This window comes from Ferruginibacter sp., from assembly GCF_028288465.1.
GTDB lineage: Bacteria > Bacteroidota > Bacteroidia > Chitinophagales > Chitinophagaceae > Ferruginibacter.
This window is the reverse complement of sequence record NZ_JAQBNR010000068.1, coordinates 83,123-101,759: the sequence shown is the minus strand read 5'-3', so window position 1 is coordinate 101,759 and position 18,637 is coordinate 83,123. Positions and strand designations below refer to the sequence as shown.

The window sequence follows — 18,637 nt, the reverse complement described above, 5'->3', positions numbered from 1 at the left end:
AAAATTTCAGAATAATATTTTTCTTGTTCTTATAAGAATAAGTTAGAACAGACTTTGTTTTACAAAAATTGAATTAATGGAAGTATCCGCATAACAGAAATATCCTTTTGCTATTAAAAAATCAATCGTTGCCTGCTGCTTTAAAATAGTACGATGCTCACTAAATTCAATCGTTTCTACACAGATTACCTTAGGAGCATACTTCCCGAAATCAATGCTTTTCAAAATGTCAAAATCAAGCCCCTCAACATCCAGCGACAAAAAATCCAATTCAATTTTGTCAAAATATCGGTTCATCAATTCGTTGATATTGATCAATTCAATTTGCTTTACTTCATTGATTTGTATATTTCCATTTTTGCTGATTCTTTCCGCTTCTTCTCTTGAAAAAGTATTCAGCGCTTTTGAAGACATCAAATAAAAATCAGCAGTTTCATTACCTGTTTTAAATCCTACTCCTTTATTAATATTAATATCCTCAGGTCTCATTTTTTTTATAAAATCAAAGAGTACAGGATCAGGTTCTATATTAACGCCCCTGCATCCCCGTTTATAAAAAATATACGTATTATTGAAATTATGTGGATGATGAGCTCCTATATCCATAAAAGTTGGAACTTTAATATTTAATATCCATGTAAGCAGAAAATCTACGATCAAATCTTCACCGCATTGCGAGTAACTTACTTTTTGAGAGAAATACGACCGGTCATAAAATTTGTTATAAATCTTTTTTAATAAATTCCCGATAAATAAGTTCATTATTTGTTTTTAAAGCTAAAAAGTGAAGCAAGTTTTTTTGTAATCACTAAATTATAAATTTGGGCCATAATCATAAACAACTCCTTTACGCCAAAGCCTGCTTTTCGCCAAACCTCTTTTATTTTTTTTGCATCTCCCGTTTCTTTATAATAGATCAATAAATTCACAAGAAACTTTTTTTTCTCTGTTAATAACAATTCTTGCCTTTCAATGCCTGAGAGTGCTAACTCCGGCAAGTCAAGAACATCCTTGAAGTACATATAATTGTTAATAAGATAACTATCCTTTCTTGCAATTTCCTGGTCGCCATGCAGCCGGTAATTAAAATAAAAATAAGGTAATAATAAAGCATCGCCATTTGCGGCGGCTTTTATATTATAGTAAGAATCACCGGCTGGTCCATAACAAACCGGGAAACCTCCTATTTTTTTAAAATGGTGTTGCCTGATCACCGTTCCTCCGGGGCCGACATTTAAATGGCTTGATAAAAAAAAATGTTTTCGTATGTTTTCTTCAGGATGCAAACATGTGACCGTCTTAACATCATCCTGTCCATACATAGTAGCAAACTGTGCTGATGGAAATTTATCAAACTGTGTTACAATATATTCGATAGCATCTGGCTTCATGGTATCATCAGAGTCAACCGCCATTAATAACTCTCCAACAGCGTAACTCGCAGCTTTGTTCCTGTTGGGGAACTGTTGAAGATTATATTCGTTTACGTAAACTTTTATTCTTGAATCTAACTTTTCATAATGCCTCGCAATTTCAACAGTTTTATCGGTCGAACAATCATCAACAATAATTAGTTCAAAATTATGGTACACCGAAGCCAGCACACTTTCAATGGCTTCGGCAATGTACTTCTCCCGATTATATGCTGTCATTAATACACTCGTCAAAGGCCCATCAAATTCACTCATTTGTTGATATTCCGTTTCAAAAATGATCGAAGCACATTCTTAATACAGGGTTCAGCAACGTAAACAAACGAATAGACTGTAAGAAAATTCTTTTTCAATAATAGATATTGAAATTTACCGGATTTAAAGCTGCACGGTTCAGTAAGGTAAAGCTCAGGATTTAAATCTTTTAACTCTGTTCTGAACCGTAAAAATAATTTAAAAAAGCCGGCCCCCTTTGTTAGCGACCTTCTTATAAACAGTAAAATGGTAGCAATACAATTTTCTGACAGCTCATCTTTAAAGACTGATAGTTGCCCAGTCATTGCATTTGCACTGCAAAACGAAGCGAACGATTCAAAAAACAAATTATACTGTTTACCAAATCCAATGTTTGTGCTTGCTGTAATCGAAGAAGGTTGTATTCTGTAGTGGTAGTAGCAATCCTTTAAAATAACCGCACGAGTTACAAACTGCAGGTAAATAAGATTAAAAAGAATATCTTCCCACATGCTCATCTTTTCGTTAAATGAAATGCGATGCTTCCTGATGAGTTCCAATGAATATAGCTTATTCCAATTAGCATAATCGTATTTAAACCGAAGAAAATCCAGTAAAACTGTTTTGCTGTCCTTTGATATTTCAATTACGTCATCTTTCAAATGCAATCGCGGCCTGGATGATAAATTATTCTCTTCCATTGCAGCATTGCAGATTATTAGAACGCTGTCATGCTGGATTGCTGACTGGTATAGTTTTTCATACATAGCAGCTTCTACGAAATCGTCTGCATCAACAAAACCAACAAATCTTCCTTTTGCTATTTTTATACCGGCATTGCGGGCAGCACTTACACCTTTGTTTATTGAATCAATCAATATAATACGTTCATCCCGCTGACTATAATCCCGCATAATATTAATGCTTCCATCAGTAGAACCATCATTAATGATGACAACTTCTATAGCTGTTAAAGTTTGGTTAAGAATCGAAATAATGCACTGCTCAAGGTATTTTTCAGCATTAAAAACCGGAACGATTATAGACACGATTACGTCTTTCAATGTTTAATACTCTTGATTAACTGGCTTAGGGAATGTGTTAAAAAATTGACACTATGGGTATTGTAAAAAATGTCAGCAAACAATCTCAATGCTTTTGAATATTCTTTTTTATGCATCTTATACCAGCAGTAGAAACTCAACCGCCCATATATTTCCCTATTTGAAAGGTGAGGGGAAAAGCTTTTTAGCATTACTGTTTTAAAGTTGTTCCAAAATGGTTCATCAATTTTACCGGTGCTATAACCGGTGGTGTTATAAAAAGCAATTGGCAAAACGATATGTTTTGCTACAATCCCGGGATTGCAAAAGAAACGGATGTTGAGGTCATAGTCAGCAGCAATCAAATAATCAGTATTAAATGAGCCAAGCTTTTTAAATAAAAGGGCTTTATAAAATACACGTTGGTGATTTATACACATGTGTAATAACCTCAAGTATCCCCATTCATCCGACTCCTTATCTCCACCAGGCAGTAAAACTACATCACCGTAAACAATATCGTTGTCAGATTTTAAATACCCTGCAACTTCTGATAACACCTCTTCGTTGATCAACCTATCATCACTGCCCATAAAATAAATCCATTCGCCCTTTGCAATTTGTATGCCTTTATTCATGGCATCGTAGATCCCATTATCTTTTCCTGAAACAAACCGAACATCCATTATACTTAAAAAAGATTGCACAATATTAATTGTATTGTCAGTTGACAAACCATCTACAATTATTATTTCAACATTCGTATACTGCTGCTGCGCAAGACTATTAAGGCAATCAAAAATTGTTTGGCCAGCATTATATGTGGGTATAACTATTGAAATTTTAGGGCCTTTCATTTTAATGCCATCGAAATATTTTCATGGAGCAATTTTAAATCCCTGTTCTGTGATCCTCATATCCAACTCTGTAATATGCAGCAAGGGTTTATTACCATAAAATGATGCCCATGAAGAATAAGTACTGGGGGGCCCTATTATCAGATCGCAAAACGAAAGAGCATATAAGTCTTCAATAAAATTGTTATTAGTACATACAATACCAAACTCTTCAAAATCAGTTGAGTTTATCTGTCCATCTGAACACAATAAAAACCCTACCTTTTTATTGCTAAAAGAAGGAAATGCCTTTACCTGCCTCATAAATGAAACATAATCCGCGTTTGAAAACAACCATTTACCCTTATTAAATGTAGCATAGTCTCCTTTTCTCAAATGCACACCTACTACAACATCATATCTTATATAGCATTCCTGCTTTAGGGATTCCACATTGTCTACATATTTTTTATTGGGTGTAAATATTTTTCTGAGTGTATTTGCGTGTTTTTTAAAGGAGCTATTATCTATAAACTGCCATCCATCCACCAGAACAATATTGCTTCTGACAGTCTTCAAAAACTTTTTTTGAGAAAGATCATAGCCGTCAGCCTGTGGAGCATAATCGAAAAAATTCAGTTCCCTGATAAAAGGATAATGGCGATTGTGTTTTTCGAAATATGCTTTTGATAAATTCGCATACTTTATCAGAAGTCGGTCCTTTTTCAATGTCGTTTCAAAATCAATTATTCTCCACCTGGCATTACAAGAATGAACGCAAACATTTTCATTAAAATAAATAATATACTCCGCAAAGCCAAGGTGTAACAGTGAATAGTTATGCTCAATCGCATTTGCAATAAAAAAAGATGATTGCCATAAACGATTGGCCAACTGCCCTTCCTTTGCAAATAATAATACCATTTAGAATTAATTAATCGTCGATTTAATCATTGTTGAATTTGATGTAGATATCTCCGAAGCCTGTTTGCAAAAACTCATTTGATTTTACAAGTTCAATACCCCGGTCCGCTTCAATCCATTCATTCAGGTTAAACTGCATTGATTCTTCTACTGCATAATTAAAGGTATAATCTCCCAAACTTTTTAGTTTTGATAAGATAGGTTCTAATTTATGGGCCAGTTCCGGGGTAGTATACTCAAATGAAAGAATTCGAACTTTTTGGCTTAATCCATTTATGACTTCTAATTCATAACCTTCTACATCAATCTTAATAAAATCAGGCATTCCATAGTCATTGATTAAATCATCCAATGTAATAATTTCAACCATTTCTGCTTGCTTCCATTCAGTATTTTTAAATCGTCCCGCCTGCGTGGTTGCAATAAATTCTTCTGAGAATGAACTTAAAACCGATTTATCGGAAATATAAAATGGCTTTACTGTTCGCTCATCGCCCACCCCTTTTTGCAAAATCTTAATACTTGGATAAAACCTTTTCAAATGATCACAACATTCCCTTTGGGGCTCAACTGCGATAATTTTCTTAACTCCCATTTTTAATATCGGGCCAATCCTGTTGCCATAATTGGCGCCTATATCGAAATAGGTATCGCCTTTGTTAAGGATTTGTTGGTAAAACGTTTTCCTTGCCAAAAAAGAAAAACTTTTTTCCTCATCGTTGATAATCTTACTTGTTGCATAATTATATCTTACTTGTAAAAGATATTTTGAAAACCGAAGGGGTAAAATTTTCTTTAAAAAAGTCAATTTCATTATAAAATATTTATGGACTAAACTATCAATGTATTGAATGATTAACGAAGGTGATTCATACCTGCTAATATTGCCTATGCTTTTAGGTTCTTTATTTAAACCTTATTGAAATTGCTTTTCCGAAAGAAAGTAATAATTTTCAATACCCGTGAGTTATTTAAAAAATCACTCCTTAAAATTCTATATAAAGAATCCCTTCTGTAACTGAACCATATTTTTTTTATAAAATCATTTTCATACTCCATATCAACAGAAATTGCCGGCGGTATTTTTAACGGGAAACTGATAGGACTTAACTGCAGTTCCGAAACAGGATGTCCCGGATGAAAAGTATGTGTTGCTGAACCGGAAAAGCCAATATTTTTTACCAGGTTTTTTGCTGGAAATACAGAAAGCTTGTTGTAATACAATTGGGTAAAAATCCACTGATAATCCCAAGTGTCAATTTTACCAGCAGCCGTTAATGTGAAATAGTTGTTCCAGTATTTGATCCAGTTATAATCCACGTCAAATAAATTATCCTGCAATTTCCTTTGCAAAAAAAGTTTTTTTAAAAAAGTATTCTTCCATGTTTCCAGTTTATAATCTACCAGTATAGACGCCCTTCTCCAGGTTGCCCATCCCCACATATTCATAAACTTTGAAAATCCAAAAGATTGCTCTTCTTTGAATGTATAACCCAGGTTAGTTCCTCCGATAGAAATAATGCGTTCATCATCTTTGTATTTTTCTAATAGTTCCTCGCAATAATAAAAAAAACTTTCATCAGGAAGGCAATCATCTTCCAAAATGATTCCTTGTTCCACCTCTGTAAAAAACCATGCTATGGCTTCGGAAACAGCTTTGCGGCATCCCAGATTAGTATCTCGTATTAAAGTTTTTACGCTGCATTTCCAATCTATATTGTGTACAATTTCTTGTACAGCATCACACAACTCTTTTTCGCCTCCCTTCTCTTTCCTCGGCCCGTCTGCTGCTATATACAAATGCGCCGGTTTAATTTTTCGTATTGCTTCAAATACAATACTTGTTTCCTGTGGCCTGTTGAAAACAAGCAATAAAATGGGCGTTTCAAACATTTAAAATTGCATCGTATCTATTCGAAAAAACTGGCTCATTATCTAAAAGTTTTTTTTAACCGACCGTATTGCCGGTTTAGATTTTTTGCCAGTATCATTATCCTATGCTTCAACATCAATGTAAAATCATGGTGCTCCGTGTACAGCAATTTTAAATACCCGGGTGTTATATTATTCCAGGCCTGCTGCATTTGCAGTTGGTATTGAGATTTGTTCTCACCGCTTACACCATCCAGTTTAAAATACACCAGTTGTTTATTGATATGCGAAAATAGCTTTCCATAAATAAAGCATTTTAAAAAGAAGGCATAGTCTGCCGCCAGGGCATAAGCCATATCATATTTACCGATCTCAGTAAACAATGACCTTTTTATAAATGCGGCCTGGTGGTTAATAGTATAGATTTTCCAAAAATCAAGACTTAATGCGGAAGGATATTCATGATCTTTTATTTCATTATCTGCATCTTCCAATAAAATATTACCATAAAAAATATCCGCAGTCGTCGCTGTTGATACTTTGCTAAATTCCAACAGCACATTTTTATCCGGTAAGTAATCGCCACTATTTAAGAACATAGTATACTCTCCTGTTGCTTTATCTATACCCTTATTCATGGCATCATAAATACCATTGTCTTTTTCGGCAATCCAGTAAACGAACCGGTCTTTATATTTCTCTATAATTTGCTTACTTTCATCAGCAGATCCACCGTCAATAAGAATGTATTCATAATCGGTAAAGGACTGGCCAATTACAGATTCTATTGTTTTATGCAAGCCTTTACCATTGTTATAGTTGATGGTAATGATGGAAAGTTTTGGCATCTTATAATACTGATTGTTCCCTTACCGGAATGAACTGTTTCCAAAATTCTGGCTCATGCCTTTCCCATGCGTGACAGCCAAATGGTAACTCCCCCTTATTCCTTTTAAATAAAAATGCCGGGTTTGCGTCAAAGCTAAATTTACACGCATCATCAATGGGTGCAACCCGGTAATCGTCAAATGCTTTAGCCACCGCCCTAGTCCAGTAAAAATCTTCATTCAATTCGTTGTCAAAAAACAACTGGTCTAATTCACTAATTGATTGAATATGGAAATATGTTTTTAAGCCGGATAGAATTGTTGAAAAGCGAATCAAAGCCTGCAAGCGGCTTTTAAACCAAAACGTCCGAAGACTCTTTAAGTAATGGATTCTTTTTAAAATGCGCAGACAGCTTTGCACATTTCTTAATGAAAAGCCTGAATTACCTACCCCAATGATGTTGTTTGATATTGGGGATGCCAGCCCTTCGAACCAGGGTGCACCAATATAATCAAAGCTCCTTTTCCACCAGTATTGCAACTCATTCTTAAAGACGAATGCATCCAGTTCGTAAGTAAGTAAATACTCATACTCTTTAAACAGCTCATAAAAAAAAGTACTAACCTTTAGCTTATTGTACTCCAGCAAACCGGATTGCCATACCGGTGGAATACTTATCGTCTTAAACCCCGCAACCGTGTCTTCGTATTTCTTTAAGTCCATATTATCCGGTGCTAAAATTATAATGGGATATTGATTTAAAATATTGAAGCATTGTTTGAAGGAAAACAGTTCGCTTGCCGACGGATTTGGATTGTAAACTGGTATTACCACAACAACAGGTTGCATAAAAATAGTATTGCCTTTAAAATAAAAACCTTTTATCCCTAAAGCAATTGTTTGTTTGGTTTTATTATTTTGAAAATATTTGTGAGCATGCTTCGCAATTTAATATGAATACGATATCCCTTTGTTCTCTTAACCAAACTAAGTTCATTTCTTACCGAGCAGAATAATTCAAAGTCATGCATAAAAGCAGCAAAGTGCTGTTGCATTACTTCTTTTCGTGCAATCATAATTTTTTCCCAACTGCCCTCTTTAAGGCTGATCCCGTCTGTATTACAATACGTGATGAATAAGTCGATGTGCTTATAGGTACTGTTAAATTTATAAATCGCCAGCAAAAAAAAAGTCCAGTCCGAATTCATTTCATAACGTTCGTCATACAAACCCACCCTGTCAAATAATTCCTTCTTTATAAACGAAGCCTGGTGAGGAAGCGCATTATTGATGAAGAATTCAAAACTTAGTTTAGCAGGATACTTCCCCTGATATTTTACAGGATCCCATACAACATTGCCGTATATTATGTCTTCTGCAGGGTTTGTATCAAAAACATTTTTTAATACGGCACTGTCAAAGAGATAATCGCCGGCATTTAAAAAAAGCAGGTACGCTCCTTTTGCCTTTGCGATCCCCTTATTCATTGCATTAAAAATACCTGCATCTTTCTCGCTCACCCAATAGGTTATTTGTTGGGCATATTTTTCAATCAACTCCGTACTGCCATCATTGGACCCACCATCAATAATTATGTACTCGTAGTCAGTGAAGGTTTGGTTTAATACACTTGGTATCGTTTTAAATAAACCATTGTGGTTATTATAGCTGATGGTGATGATAGATAGCGCGGGCATTTTAATTTAAATTCTTTGCGAGTATTTTTGTATAAAGCTTCGCATATTCTGCTGCAATAAGTTGTTCGCTGAAATGTTCCCTTGCATAGCTAACTATGAAATCCTGATCGAATGCTTTTTTATTGGTGTGGAATTCTTCCATTGCATTTGCCAATGCGCCGGCACTTATTTCTTTTGCGAGCATCCCTGTTTTGTAATCAACAATATGCTCTTTTATACCCCCTACAGGAAAGCCAATTACAGGTGTACCACAGGCAAGGGACTCAAGCATTACATTGGGTAAATTATCTTCACGGCTGGGAATAATGAATGCATCTGCCATGGAATAATAATTCCTCAACACGTCATTGTCCTTTATACTGCCCAATAACCTGACGTCTAACCCCTGCACTTCTAAATACTCACAGTTACCCAATACCAATAAGGTGATATTAAGGTGTTTCAAATTACTTAACGCATCAACCAATATATCAAATCCTTTTCTATAGATCTTTATTGCATGCGCTACAAATAAAAAAACAACATTGCCTTCTTTAATATTATTTTCCTTTCTTAAATCCAAAGCCCTTTGTGGCGAAAAAAAAGATGTATCGATCGGATAAGCAATACAGGTTCCGCATATATTTTTGAATGTACTGCTTTGCTTTGCTTGGTTGTATAACCAGTCCGTTGGTGTAACAAAAATTAAATCCGATTTCCTTTTTTTTATAGCCCGGCTTTTTAATGCGGCAATTTGTTTGTCAAGTTTTTGGGCAACGCTTTCATTCCTTTCTTCATCTTCTTTATAATGGAATAAACCCTGGAAAGGATTCATATCATGCAATGTCCAGACAACCGGCTTTTTATTATTACTGAAGAATAACGGATAATCTACCATCCCCGCGCCCACCCAATGCATATGGATGATATCGGCGTTTTGCACCACTGGGTTTTTAAGAATGTCATACTCGGCAAACGGTATTGTAGCAATTTCACAATTCAATAATGGTTCCGTAGTTTTAAAAAGCTCCGTAAGCAGTTGCCTTATTGGTTTCATGGTAATACCCAAATGCTTTTTTATTCTAAAACGAATGCGGTTTTTTTCCCTTTCAACAAACCCCGGTATTAGAGGATATTGATGGCCTGAAATATCCTGTACCAACACGTTCTTATATGCTGCACTATGTGCTGTATGGGTAGTTAACATAGTGGAATCGATACCTGCTTTTAATAAGCATTCGTTAATGCGGTATGCAGCAGTCCCTGCTCCACCATCCAGGTAGGCAGTTAAATGAACTATCTTAAATGGACGCATTTCTTCATCATGGCCTTTTGGCATTTTTAATTTTGTCTTTATAAGATTTATTCCTTTAAGTAATATACCTTTCGCATCGTGCCATAATCCGGCATATTTAAATGCTTAATGTAAATTTTCTTTACAAAATGTATTTTCAATTTTATCATAGCCCATTCCCTATAGTTCCAGTTTAATTTTAAGAAGTGAATGGCGTCTTTTGTTACATCCACATACCCTTTTTCCAAAGACAGATTCGCTACCCAATAGGCAAGACCATAGAGCCTTCTGTTATAATCAACCTGCCCAGACATTAATGGTTTCAAACTGCGAAAGAGCCGCATATGTGATTGTAGATGTTCTTTTGAAATCGAAACGCCTCCAATACTTTCTAATCTGCTATCTCTTCTTACATAATTATCTACTTTCGAAAAATATAGAAATTTTAAATTATTTAGCAGCGCCCTAATATGCAGTTCCCAGTCCTGCCAGGAAAGAATGTCTTCGTTCCATAGTCCCAGTTTTAAAAAACTTTCCCGGCGCCAAACTGGTGCCATTATAAGCCAAGGTATATCTAAGTTTAAAAACCTTTCAATCACATTTTCAGTGGTAAAAACATTTACCAACATATTGGTATCATCAATCCGCTCTTTAAATTCTACGGTACTAAAAACCAAAAAATCACATTGGGAATGTTGCTGAAACTTTTCAATTCTGCCAGCAAGGCAGTCTGGCGAAAGGAGGTCATCTGAATCAAGGAAAATAAGAAAGGCTCCCTTTGATTTTTCAATACCAGTATTTCTTGCTCCGGGGGCGCCTTTCTTTCGTTGGTTGGTGAGCAAGATAAATCTGCTGTCTTCCTTGACCTGACGTTCAATATTTTCATACGTATTATCCGTTGAAAAATCATCTACAATGATACATTCCCAATTTCGGTAGGTTTGATTTTGAACCGTTAATAAGGTTTCGACAATTATACCTTCTCTATTAAAAGTGGGTATAATTATCGAAACCAATGGATCGCTGCTTAACATAAATCAGACGCTGTTCGGTTAAAATATCTAAAAGAGTTTTGTAATGCTTTACTTCCATTTACCCATTGTTTACATTGAAATGGCAAAACGATACTTTTCAGTGGCTATTACCAATTGTGATTTAATACCAACATAAGTATTTATATATGTCTTTATTCCTTTGCTCGCAAGGTTTTCTAATAAATCCTGCGCCGTATCTTTTTCTCCACTTCTGTTATAATCATCCATAATGATAATAAACTCATCGTTCTTTGTAAGCCGATCTGCAATATGACATATATCGTACCTCGAAAAATTTGTTGAACCTAATGGACCATCAATGAGATACAAGTCATAAATACCCGTTACTTTTTCTTTGAATCCCTGATAAACATTTACAGGACAATTTTTAATAATTTCTTTTGTCAAAGGAAGATGAATAATTTTTGAGGATGGAGATAAAATAAATTTATCCTCAAATTCAATCATCCATTGTGCATTCTGCTCTATAATTAAATGCGAGCTTTCCATCAATTCAAAATTGAGGAAGCTGGAAACTATTTTTGACGATTCTCCCAAACCGAATTCAATAATCCGGATTGGTTTATAATCAGAAAGTACCTTTACCAATACATAAAGAAAAGAATAATTAACTGCCCATCTACCAGGAGAAATAGCTATATTATTTAACCATGGTTTATTCTTAATGGTATCGTGAAAAATATTTGCCCATTGTAATTCTTCTGTTTGCAAAAGAAGCTGATCGTTTTGTTTTTTTAATTCCACTTGACCTTTTCGAAATTCATCAATAATCTTTTTTACAATCATAAAACAACATTATATTTTAAAAGAACATCACCCTGGTTAGCGGGTACCATTTTACCGGTCCTATAATAATCCTTTTCTGTCACGGTAAATTCCATTACTTCTGTTATCCAGTCAGCAATATCACCATTTGTTTCGCAGTACAAATTGCAATTATAATCGCCAGGTGCCAGTGGAAAATTAATAATTGAAAAACTTATTTTACCAGTAGATAAGTCCGGGGCATACCCAAGTATATCAGAACTAAGCCATCCGACTCTATCCCCTTTAATATTGTTAATACCTATATCAATTCTGCTATTGTTGATTTCATGATCCCCATTGAGGGAAAATTCCAAATCAAATTGTACCTCTGAAAAAGTATCAACAACATTATAAATATCTGAACTGGTCATCTTTATATTCCCTTTTTGAAATCGAAAGTTTCCATTACCACTTCGGTCTGTTATTTCTGCAAAGGGAATATCTTTTTTCTTCACCCCTGCAAAATACTTACTAATTATATATCCGGTTTCGCCTATCTCTTTTATTGTTCCATTTGATAATAAAATAGTTGACTTGCATAAATTTTGGACTGCTGTCATGTTGTGACTTACAAACAAAACAGTTCTTCCTTCTCTCGTACTTACATCTTTCATTTTCCCCAGTGCTTTTTTTTGAAAATCAGCATCCCCCACTGCGAGCACTTCATCTACAATCAATATCTCTGGCTCAAGGTGGGCGGCTACTCCAAATGCAAGTCGAACATACATTCCACTGCTATAACGCTTTACCGGAGTATCTATGTATCTTTCGACACCTGCGAAATCAACAATTTCATCGAACTTTCTTTTTATTTCCTGCTTTGTCATTCCAAGAATAGCACCGTTTAAAAAGATATTTTCCCGTCCGCTGAGCTCCGGATGGAAGCCGGTACCCACTTCAAGCAAGCTTGCCACACGACCTTTAATTTTTACCGATCCTGTTGTCGGTGACGTAGTACGGCTTAAAATTTTTAGCAAGGTGCTTTTCCCTGCTCCATTGCGCCCAATGATACCTATAACTTCTCCTTGAGATACATTAAAATTGATATTTTGCAGTGCCCAAACATATTCACTAAGACCTTTGGTTAACCGATTGTTTTCCTCTCCAATTTTTAAATAAGGATCGTCTTTTCCTCTTAATTTGTGCCATGTCCTATTTAGGTCATGTACGAACGACCCGGTACCAACTGAGCCCAAACGGTATTGTTTTGAAATATTTTCAACTCTAATAATAACTTTACCCATAATTCTTTATAGCTGATTTATTGAATCCAATTTGCAATTTCAACCGTTAATACAGATACTTAAACAATACCAACCCCGCCTAATATTATTAGTGCTAGAATTGTACATTTTTATTGGCTGAAAAATAGTCTAAAAGCGTGAAGAAAATAAGCAAAACAAAACCTGTAATCTCAAGTAACATAAAAAACTAACTGGCAACTAATAATCAATTATTTTGAACCGCCAATTTTTTTGGTTACAAACCAATAGAGTACAAAAACTATTGGTAAAAACAGCAAAGTTTAAAAAGTTAAAAAGAATTTTGCAATCCGGGGAATGTCTATTTAAATATCAACAGGCAAACAATCTATGCAATGGCAAACAAGATTTTACACGTTGCTTCCTTATACACTACTTTGCCAATACATCTTATTCTCCAGCCTGATATAACTCTTGTTACTCAGGCTTGTTAAAAAAATAATATGCATAGAATGACGGATATATCTGACAGCTTCCCCTTTTTTCAGACTAATAGTTCGTATTTTTTGTTTTAAGAGAAATATCAATTTTATTTAGTCCCGGATAATGATTTGACCTTGCTACAATCAATCCGTCCAAAGAATAAGTATCATACTCGTCGGCACTGCAAACAATAGTAAAATCATGAGCTTTTAAAAAGTCAATACAATCGTAGTGCACTTTGTTACCGTGGGTTGAAATAAACATATAGCCAACCTTTTGGCTTGTGATAGTATGCAGGGCTCCAAGTAACATGTCATATTCATGGCCCTGAATATCTGAATGCAGGATATCAATAAAATCAATTTTATTTTCCTTAACGTAGTCATCCACACAAATGATAGGGATACCTTCAAGACTACCGGCAGCCTTAGCTACAAATGCATTAGTGAATTTGCCTTTAACTTTATTAATCCTAAAATTATTGATACCAAATATAATATTAACCTTGTCTGGTTCAACAAGGAAGTTTTGTGCGTTTTTAATATTTTTGTTAAACCATATTGAATAAAATGACCAATATGCCCCCAGTTCAATCATTGTTGCACCGGCGGAAATTTCTTTTAAAACCAAGTCAAATGCATACTCTTCCTGAGGCTCATGTACTCCTTTATTTTTGTATAGCATTTGTACAATTGGCTCTCCGTAATATCCACCCATTGTAGTAGTAATACCATTATGCATAATCTGCTTGCCGTTTTTAACCAGCCCTGCTTTAGGATGTCTTATAATCATGCTATTATCCGGGCATTTAATAACATCCCTTATCCTTACCTCCCATGCTTCATCTAAAGAATTTGACAAATAGATCTTATCAAAAAGCCCAAGCGGAAGAATATATTTTATCTTAAACTTAATGAACCAGTGTGCCGCAAGTATTTTTTTCACTAACCGTATCTTTTGAAAAGAACCGATAAAACTATAATTTATATACATATACAAACTGTGATAAAACTTTATTGATGCAGAATATTCTTTTTATATCAATAGTTTCTAACTATTTCTCATTGATTAGGATTCACTTGCCAATAAATTCATTCCATACATCTTCCTTAACGTACCAATCGTCAAAAAAACTTATTGTTTCAAAGACTCGTCTATAGTGATTACTACGTAATAGATTAAATATATTATCTCTATTTGATGAAAAATTATGTTCTACAGTAATAATTTGGATGTTGTATTCTGAAAAATCGAAAGACTTTAGGATATCATATTCTGACCCCTCAGTATCAATTGATAAAAAGTGAATTTCTACTGGTGCATTGTGAAATTTCAAAAGGTCAGTCAATGAAATAGTGTCTACAATATATGCCTTTTTATTTTTCCTTTGCTCAGCAAATAAATCATCATTGGCGTACCCATCAATGGTTGATAATTCTGCTATATCTGTTTCATAAAAAGTTAGGCTCTCCCCCGTTTTTGTCCATACACATCTGTTATCGATAATACAATTTCTATTTTTTCTTAATTGCTGTTTCCAAGATTTTCCGGGTTCAGCCAGTATTCCCTTCCACCCATAATCTTTTTCCAGTAAATAGGTGTTACTGAAATCAATGCCGTCTGCCGCACCGAATTCTATAAAGAACCCGTTTCGCTTATCCCGCAAAATATATAGAACAAACAGTTCCTGCAGCAGCTGTGACTTTGACTCAAGTAATTTATCTCCACAATAATTGAGCAAATTTAAACTGGATTGTTGCTCTTTGGTACCGTAACTATGAGTTATTACATAAGTTAATCTGTTAAATGCAAGTTTTAAGGCTGCCTTTTCAGTCTCTAGTTTCTTAAAGGCCTTTTGGTTTGCCAATTCTAATCCCAATAAATTGAAACTACTTTTTATTAAATTTTTAAAGCTTTTCATACGTTTGTGAAGGATAAAGAATATTAATGTTTTTTTCTTTTTATTAAAATATTAAACCTGAATAAAATATGATATGAATATTTGGCGTTTTATTTTATAATAATATCCATTCATCTGGAATATTTTCCATACTATCAACTTCCAGGTTCAGCCATTTTTTAGGTGCTATAACTATTTTGTCTGGATTTTCATTTAGCCATGCCCCCCACCAGCTAAAAGAACTGTTGGCAATAATGTTGTGTTTGCAATGCTTCATCAGTTCCATATCAAAATAGCTATCCTCATCTTTGTTAAAGCTTATAACGTCAAATAAAAATTCAAACTGCATATTTTCTTTTACCCAGTCCGGTTCATCGGAAAATATGAATAGTTGAACGGGCCCAGCTTTTAGGGCTATCTGTTTTATAGCCGCTTCATAATAATCTTTAGTCAACATGCCATGATGGCCTGTAAGGGCATAATCCCCTCTGCGAAAATGCACTCCGACTGAATTGGTATTTTGTATTTTGTCCAGAGAATGTTTGTTGGTGACATTCATGTCTTGTTTAGGTAAAAAGTCTTTTATCAACACTTCCCTGATGTCTTCAAAATATTTATAACTTGGAAAAAAGCCTTCTAACAAGATATTGTCTCCTGCTTCTAATATTGAAGGATCAAATCGAGAATATTCTTTTTCAGAAATGTTTTTTAATTTGAATGGATTGATAATTTTAAAATGATCTGTAAAGCGCAATCGCCATAGTATTTTTTTAAGGTCTGCAATCTGATATTCTGTATGAAAATTGTTCAAACTGAATTCCCTGAAAAACTGTTTGTTCCTGTAATTATCAAACCACGACAGATCAACCCACAAAGGACTTTTATATTTGATACTCATATGCCGACCAAGGGCATACTGTAGCATTTGATTGCCTAACCCACCCATTATTTTTACAACGATCATAGAACAGTTAATTGAAGCAAATTCAAACTTATAAAATCTCTGGCAAAAATTGGTTTATTCCAGTTATTGGATATTCTTAGAAAACCCTTTTTTTCACAAAATAAATATTGCCATGGCCTTATCCTCCATCTAATCGCCTTCTTAAAAGCCAGTAAAATCATACATAATATATCCTCTCTCAAGCATAAATCAGGCCCCTCTTTTTCAGGTCCTCCAGAAGTAATTTCATATCACCCACCGGCCTTTTATCTGTACCTGGAAATTCGGCATCATTGTGTTGATGATATAACTTTTTGATTTCGTATCCACTGAGGGCTATGATTTTCTTGATAAGATTTTTCATTATTTTCTTAATTTCTTTATGCCTTCGCCCAAATCGGCACTGCGTGTTTCTTTAAATACAAGTGTGGATTTATTATTGAGGTTTCCTAAACAGTGTCCATAAATGTACGTTCAACCTTGCTAAATAGAAGCAACCCCAGAAACACTATTACGGCTATAAAGCATCCACTATATAATAAGCCAGTCAGGTCAAGACTACCTGTTCCGAAAAGTGCATACCGGAATGATTCTACAATGGGTGTCAGCGGATTCCAGGCAATCCATTTGGCAAATGATTTGCCCGCAATGAAACTCATTGGATAGGCTACTGGTGTGGCATACATCAGCAATTGAATAGCGAAGCCGATCAACACGCCGAAATCCCGGTATTTGGTAGTAAGCGATGAAATGATAATCCCAAGCCCAAGCCCAAGCCCTGCCATCATGATCACCAATAGTGGAATCAACAACCAGCTGGCGCCGAAATAAAAATGTCCGGTCTTAATGCCAAACCAAATCATAACTACCAGTAATAGTAAAAACTGGATAACAAATTTTACGATATTGCTCATAACCGTACTAAGCGGTATTACCAGCCGGGGGAAATAGACTTTACCAAAAATACCAGCATTTGCCACAAATGTGTTACTCGTGGCAGTTAGACATGCACTAAAGTAGTTCCAGATACTGATCCCGCTCATATAAAATAAGACCGGGCTTATTCCATCCGTTGGGATGTTGGCTATTTTACCAAATACCAGCAGAAATACGATGGTTGTAAATATGGGCTGAATAAAATGCCAGAGCGGGCCCAGAATGGTTTGCTTGTACTGGGCTACAAAATCCCGTTTTACAAAAAGCAATAAAAGATCCCGGTACTTCCAAACCTCTTTTAACTGCAAGTCAAAAAGTGTCGCTTTAGGTTTTAATACAAGATCCCAATGTTCGGGTTCGGCAGGCAGTTCGGTATTGTGGGGTGTTGACAAAGTAAAAAGTTATAAAGCTGAAGACTAAAGGCTGAAAGCTCAAGGCTTAAAGCAGAAGGTTGAACGCTTAAGGCTTAAAGCCAATGCTCGTTAATTTAATTGGTTTTGGAATTTTTTTTAACAGACGGTGTTAAGCTGAATGTGCAGACTGTTTTGTTACTATATCGATACAGAACGGCAACAGAACGGTTGTGGTGACTGTTGCAAGTGATGACTAAAGCAGCAATGCTCACCTCTTTGATTTCTTCTTTGGCTGTGTTTCCATGAACTTCTCTATTGCCGACAAATCGTAATATTTTTTACCACCCAAAACTACGGCAGTCACTATTTTCTTTTTCTCCCAGTTGAACAGGGTGGTCCTGCTAATTTTTAAAATCTGTCTAAGCTCGTAGGCGTCAACCCATCTTGTTTGAAATGGCCGTTGTACTGGTACGGGCAGCTGTTTTTTTGTAGGCATCGGGATGCATTTTCTGGTTACTAAATAGGGTAACTGAGGAAGATTTTGTAACCGGCGACATTACCGTTTACAAAAAACAATGCATCAAGATAAAAACTATTTTAAATATTTACAATATTTTTATATTATTTATTTTTAATGCCAAATTTATGGCACGCTATTAAACTACCCCCCGACATTTGGAAGCTCCTAAAATTGCCTCGTATCTGCTTCGGACCTGCTTCGGGAATGCTTCGGGAATGCTTCGGGAATGTATTTCGGTGTTTTGAACCGGTTTTGAATGAATTACCCGTGACCTGCAAATCAAATTTATCGTTCTGAT

At 35.2% G+C, this 18,637-nt stretch carries 20 protein-coding genes; all 20 read right to left on the bottom strand.

The genetic code is table 11. The annotated features are described in order from the left end of the window. Positions 1-42: 42 nt before the first annotated feature. Positions 43-762, bottom strand: a complete 720-nt coding sequence (locus JWR61_RS25465) for an FkbM family methyltransferase (RefSeq protein WP_301930481.1) — start codon at positions 760-762, stop codon at positions 43-45. Further along, positions 762-1,688 (bottom strand): glycosyltransferase family A protein, encoded by a 927-nt coding sequence (locus tag JWR61_RS25460; RefSeq protein ID WP_301930480.1) that lies wholly within the window; start codon positions 1,686-1,688, stop codon positions 762-764. Before JWR61_RS25460 ends, JWR61_RS25465 begins: the two co-directional genes overlap by 1 nt. Next, positions 1,685-2,731: a glycosyltransferase gene (locus tag JWR61_RS25455; protein ID WP_301930479.1), complete on the bottom strand. Its 1,047-nt coding sequence runs from the start codon at positions 2,729-2,731 to the stop codon at positions 1,685-1,687. Before JWR61_RS25455 ends, JWR61_RS25460 begins: the two co-directional genes overlap by 4 nt. Continuing rightward, on the bottom strand, positions 2,728-3,567 hold the full coding sequence (locus tag JWR61_RS25450; RefSeq protein ID WP_301930478.1) for a glycosyltransferase family 2 protein: 840 nt from the start codon (positions 3,565-3,567) through the stop codon (positions 2,728-2,730). Before JWR61_RS25450 ends, JWR61_RS25455 begins: the two co-directional genes overlap by 4 nt. Positions 3,568-3,588: 21 nt before the next feature. Next, positions 3,589-4,470 (bottom strand): alpha-1,2-fucosyltransferase, encoded by an 882-nt coding sequence (locus tag JWR61_RS25445; protein ID WP_301930477.1) that lies wholly within the window; start codon positions 4,468-4,470, stop codon positions 3,589-3,591. Between the two features lie 22 nt (positions 4,471-4,492). Beyond that, a complete protein-coding gene (locus JWR61_RS25440) occupies positions 4,493-5,284 on the bottom strand; it encodes an FkbM family methyltransferase (RefSeq protein ID WP_301930476.1) in 792 nt (263 codons plus the stop codon). 95 nt (positions 5,285-5,379) lie between these two features. After that, positions 5,380-6,363, bottom strand: a complete 984-nt coding sequence (locus JWR61_RS25435; RefSeq protein WP_301930475.1) for a hypothetical protein — start codon at positions 6,361-6,363, stop codon at positions 5,380-5,382. A 38-nt stretch (positions 6,364-6,401) separates the two neighbouring features. Then, a complete protein-coding gene (locus JWR61_RS25430) occupies positions 6,402-7,190 on the bottom strand; it encodes a glycosyltransferase family 2 protein (RefSeq protein ID WP_301930474.1) in 789 nt (262 codons plus the stop codon). Position 7,191: 1 nt separating this feature from the next. Further along, positions 7,192-8,019 carry a DUF5672 family protein gene (locus JWR61_RS25425; RefSeq protein WP_301930473.1) on the bottom strand — a complete coding sequence of 276 codons (828 nt, stop codon included), beginning with the start codon at positions 8,017-8,019 and terminating at the stop codon, positions 7,192-7,194. Positions 8,020-8,057: 38 nt separating this feature from the next. Then, positions 8,058-8,867, bottom strand: a complete 810-nt coding sequence (locus tag JWR61_RS25420) for a glycosyltransferase family 2 protein (protein WP_301930472.1) — start codon at positions 8,865-8,867, stop codon at positions 8,058-8,060. Between the two features lies 1 nt (position 8,868). Further along, positions 8,869-10,185: a glycosyltransferase gene (locus JWR61_RS25415; RefSeq protein ID WP_301930471.1), complete on the bottom strand. Its 1,317-nt coding sequence runs from the start codon at positions 10,183-10,185 to the stop codon at positions 8,869-8,871. 23 nt (positions 10,186-10,208) lie between these two features. Beyond that, entirely contained in the window at positions 10,209-11,174 is a 966-nt protein-coding gene (locus JWR61_RS25410) for a glycosyltransferase family 2 protein (RefSeq protein WP_301930470.1), read from the bottom strand. Between the two features lie 69 nt (positions 11,175-11,243). Continuing rightward, positions 11,244-11,981, bottom strand: coding sequence for a hypothetical protein (locus tag JWR61_RS25405; RefSeq protein ID WP_301930469.1), 738 nt, complete (start codon positions 11,979-11,981; stop codon positions 11,244-11,246). Further along, entirely contained in the window at positions 11,978-13,246 is a 1,269-nt protein-coding gene (locus JWR61_RS25400) for a polysaccharide ABC transporter ATP-binding protein (protein WP_301930468.1), read from the bottom strand. Before JWR61_RS25400 ends, JWR61_RS25405 begins: the two co-directional genes overlap by 4 nt. A 507-nt stretch (positions 13,247-13,753) precedes the next feature. Continuing rightward, a complete protein-coding gene (locus JWR61_RS25395; protein WP_301930467.1) occupies positions 13,754-14,632 on the bottom strand; it encodes an FkbM family methyltransferase in 879 nt (292 codons plus the stop codon). Positions 14,633-14,762: 130 nt separating this feature from the next. After that, positions 14,763-15,608, bottom strand: coding sequence for an FkbM family methyltransferase (locus JWR61_RS25390; RefSeq protein ID WP_301930466.1), 846 nt, complete (start codon positions 15,606-15,608; stop codon positions 14,763-14,765). A gap of 94 nt (positions 15,609-15,702) precedes the next feature. Continuing rightward, positions 15,703-16,341 (bottom strand): alpha-1,2-fucosyltransferase, encoded by a 639-nt coding sequence (locus tag JWR61_RS25385; RefSeq protein ID WP_301930465.1) that lies wholly within the window; start codon positions 16,339-16,341, stop codon positions 15,703-15,705. Positions 16,342-16,729: 388 nt separating this feature from the next. Beyond that, positions 16,730-16,894 (bottom strand): hypothetical protein, encoded by a 165-nt coding sequence (locus tag JWR61_RS25380; protein WP_301930464.1) that lies wholly within the window; start codon positions 16,892-16,894, stop codon positions 16,730-16,732. Positions 16,895-16,979: 85 nt separating this feature from the next. Further along, positions 16,980-17,858, bottom strand: a complete 879-nt coding sequence (locus tag JWR61_RS25375) for an ABC transporter permease (RefSeq protein ID WP_301930463.1) — start codon at positions 17,856-17,858, stop codon at positions 16,980-16,982. 229 nt (positions 17,859-18,087) lie between these two features. Beyond that, positions 18,088-18,315: an AlpA family transcriptional regulator gene (locus tag JWR61_RS25370; RefSeq protein ID WP_301930462.1), complete on the bottom strand. Its 228-nt coding sequence runs from the start codon at positions 18,313-18,315 to the stop codon at positions 18,088-18,090. Positions 18,316-18,637 lie beyond the last annotated feature (322 nt).

Bases quoted from the DNA above. Each gene is read 5' to 3' on its own strand.
- JWR61_RS25460 (WP_301930480.1), bottom strand. From the start codon at position 1,688: ATGAGTGAATTTGATGGGCCTTTGACGAGTGTATTAATGACAGCATAT.
- JWR61_RS25390 (WP_301930466.1), bottom strand. From the start codon at position 15,608: ATGAAAAGCTTTAAAAATTTAATAAAAAGTAGTTTCAATTTATTGGGA.
- JWR61_RS25450 (WP_301930478.1), bottom strand. From the start codon at position 3,567: ATGAAAGGCCCTAAAATTTCAATAGTTATACCCACATATAATGCTGGC.
- JWR61_RS25405 (WP_301930469.1), bottom strand. From the start codon at position 11,981: ATGATTGTAAAAAAGATTATTGATGAATTTCGAAAAGGTCAAGTGGAA.
- JWR61_RS25370 (WP_301930462.1), bottom strand. From the start codon at position 18,315: ATGCCTACAAAAAAACAGCTGCCCGTACCAGTACAACGGCCATTTCAA.
- JWR61_RS25380 (WP_301930464.1), bottom strand. From the start codon at position 16,894: ATGAAAAATCTTATCAAGAAAATCATAGCCCTCAGTGGATACGAAATC.
- JWR61_RS25435 (WP_301930475.1), bottom strand. From the start codon at position 6,363: ATGTTTGAAACGCCCATTTTATTGCTTGTTTTCAACAGGCCACAGGAA.
- JWR61_RS25440 (WP_301930476.1), bottom strand. From the start codon at position 5,284: ATGAAATTGACTTTTTTAAAGAAAATTTTACCCCTTCGGTTTTCAAAA.
- JWR61_RS25465 (WP_301930481.1), bottom strand. From the start codon at position 762: ATGAACTTATTTATCGGGAATTTATTAAAAAAGATTTATAACAAATTT.
- JWR61_RS25410 (WP_301930470.1), bottom strand. From the start codon at position 11,174: ATGTTAAGCAGCGATCCATTGGTTTCGATAATTATACCCACTTTTAAT.
- JWR61_RS25430 (WP_301930474.1), bottom strand. From the start codon at position 7,190: ATGCCAAAACTTTCCATCATTACCATCAACTATAACAATGGTAAAGGC.
- JWR61_RS25400 (WP_301930468.1), bottom strand. From the start codon at position 13,246: ATGGGTAAAGTTATTATTAGAGTTGAAAATATTTCAAAACAATACCGT.
- JWR61_RS25425 (WP_301930473.1), bottom strand. From the start codon at position 8,019: ATGCAACCTGTTGTTGTGGTAATACCAGTTTACAATCCAAATCCGTCG.
- JWR61_RS25420 (WP_301930472.1), bottom strand. From the start codon at position 8,867: ATGCCCGCGCTATCTATCATCACCATCAGCTATAATAACCACAATGGT.
- JWR61_RS25415 (WP_301930471.1), bottom strand. From the start codon at position 10,185: ATGCCAAAAGGCCATGATGAAGAAATGCGTCCATTTAAGATAGTTCAT.
- JWR61_RS25445 (WP_301930477.1), bottom strand. From the start codon at position 4,470: ATGGTATTATTATTTGCAAAGGAAGGGCAGTTGGCCAATCGTTTATGG.